Here is a 383-nt window from a genome sequence, read left to right on the forward strand (position 1 = left end):
GTTCAATACTATTATTTTCACTTCCAAAACTATTTTCTTCACTTACAATATTTAAACAAACTGCATCAAGATTCTTTTTTTCTAGCATTTTTGTTGCATTCTCAACTGCACTTAATTCATCCATTTCTTCTTTAAATCCAATAGAAATTATTTCACTTTTATCTAAATAATTTACAATATCACTATTTTGTTTTAACGCTAAATTCCACTGGATTCCTATTAAATCTTTTTTTAACTTTCCTTCTTGAGGATATGATGGTAAATAATCACTAATAGCAGCCACCATAAATAAAAAACTCTGTTTTTTACTCTCTTTTTTTGCAATTTCTAATGAACTTACTAAAGATTCGTACATTTCAAATGAACTTTGCACTTTTATTAAA

1 protein-coding gene is annotated in these 383 nt (G+C 25.6%); it reads right to left on the reverse strand.

Features of this window, described 5'->3' with window-relative positions:
• The coding region (locus CRV02_RS14735) for a phosphopantothenoylcysteine decarboxylase (protein ID WP_309109258.1) at positions 1-383 on the reverse strand (383 nt) is incomplete at both ends.

The sequence above is a fragment of the Arcobacter sp. CECT 8989 genome (assembly GCF_004116715.1).
Classification (GTDB): Bacteria; Campylobacterota; Campylobacteria; order Campylobacterales; family Arcobacteraceae; genus Halarcobacter.